The 1688-nt window shown below is 70.3% G+C and carries 2 protein-coding genes; both read left to right on the top strand.

The features are described from left to right. A partial coding sequence (locus tag AB0J09_RS64140; RefSeq protein ID WP_360714239.1) for an NAD(P)H-binding protein occupies positions 1-438 on the top strand: 438 nt, incomplete at its 5' end. 44 nt (positions 439-482) lie between these two features. Continuing rightward, positions 483-1478: an aldo/keto reductase gene (locus AB0J09_RS64135; protein ID WP_360714237.1), complete on the top strand. Its 996-nt coding sequence runs from the start codon at positions 483-485 to the stop codon at positions 1476-1478. The last annotated feature ends 210 nt before the right edge of the window (positions 1479-1688 follow it).

Genomic DNA, 1688 nt, shown 5'->3' with positions numbered 1-1688 from the left:
GTCTTCGCGGCGGGCGCCGGGCCCGGCAGCGGCGCGGCCCGCAAGGATACCGTGGACCGGGCCGCGTCCGTGCTGCTGGCGGATGCGGCGGAGCGGGCCGGCGTGCGGAGGTTCATCCAGATCTCCTCCATGGGGGCGGGCAAGCCACCGAGGGGCGGCGACGAGGTGTGGGCCGCGTACATCGAGGCCAAGACCGAGGCCGAGGAGGACCTGCGGGCCCGCGACCTCGACTGGACGATCCTGAGACCGGGGAGACTGACCGACGAGCCCGGCACGGGCCTGGTCCGGCTGTCCCCCGAGGTCCCGCCGGGGTCGGTGCCGCGTGACGACGTGGCCGCCCTCATCGTCGCACTGCTCGAAGCCCCCAGTACGGCCCGCCAGATCCTGGAACTCGTCTCCGGCGAAACGCCCATCGCCGACCTTGTTGCGAGAGAGTGATACTTGTGACTGAATATCGCGTACTTGGACGTACTGGACTAAAGGTGAGCCCGCTCTGCCTGGGGGCGATGATGTTCGGCGGGTGGGGTGAGTCCGACCCCGGACAATCGGCCAAGATCATCGACCGCGCGCTCGACGCCGGCATCAACTTCATCGACACCGCCGACGTCTACACTCAGGGCCAGTCGGAGGAGTTCGTCGGGCAGGCGCTGGCCAAGTCGGGCAAGCGCGACGACGTGGTGCTGGCCACCAAGGTCCACGGCGCCATGGGGGAGGGCCCCAACCAGCGGGGCAACTCCCGCCGCTGGATCATCCAGGAGGTCGAGAACAGCCTGCGCCGCCTCGGCACCGACTGGATCGACCTCTACCAGATCCACCGGCCCGACCCGGACACCGACGTCGAGGAGACCCTCGGCGCGCTCACCGACCTCGTGCGCCAGGGCAAGGTCCGCTACATCGGCAGCTCCACCTTCCCCGCGCACCAGATTGTCGAGGCCCAGTGGGCGTCGGAGCGGCGCTCGCTCGAGCGGTTCGTGTGCGAGCAGCCGCCGTACTCGCTGCTCGTGCGCGGCATCGAGAGCGACGTGCTGCCCGTGGCGCAGAAGTACGGCATGGGCACCATCGTGTGGAGCCCGCTCGCCGGCGGCTGGCTGAGCGGCCGCTACCGCAAGGGGCAGGACCTGCCGCAGACGCGCAGGGCGCAGCGGCTGCCCGACCGGTACGACATGACGCAGGAGGTCAACCAGCGCAAGCTGGACGCGGTCGAGCAGCTCGCCGTGCTGGCCGAGGAGGCCGGCATCACGCTGGTCGAGCTGGCGATCGCGTTCACGATCAGGCACCCGGGGGTGACCTCGGCCATCATCGGGCCGCGCACCATGGAGCACCTGGAGGGCCAGCTCACGGCCGCCGACGTGCGCTTGCCGGACGACGTGCTGGACCGCATCGACCAGATCGTCCCGCCCGGCGTCACGATCAACCCGGCCGATCGGGGGTGGCAGCCGCCGGAGCTCGCCGACGCGAATCTCCGCCGACGTCCGTGATCTGATGCTTTGCCGATTGCTGGGGTGTGGCTTCCGGCATATGCGGTAGGGGGCCCCTGAGGTAAGGGGGGACCTTCGATGTCGTTCTTTGGCGGTGACCCGTTCAGAGGGTTCGAGGAGCTCACGGGCCGGGTGTTCGGCGGCATGGAGGCTTGGCCGCCGGCCCGGCCCAGTGTGCAGCGCGTGGATGTGGGGCGGCTGCTGTCCGCC

It is taken from the genome of Nonomuraea sp. NPDC049784 (genome assembly GCF_040659615.1).
Classification (GTDB): Bacteria; Actinomycetota; Actinomycetes; order Streptosporangiales; family Streptosporangiaceae; genus Nonomuraea.
Note: the sequence above shows the minus strand (reverse complement) of the source record. Positions and strands in the feature narration are given on the sequence as shown.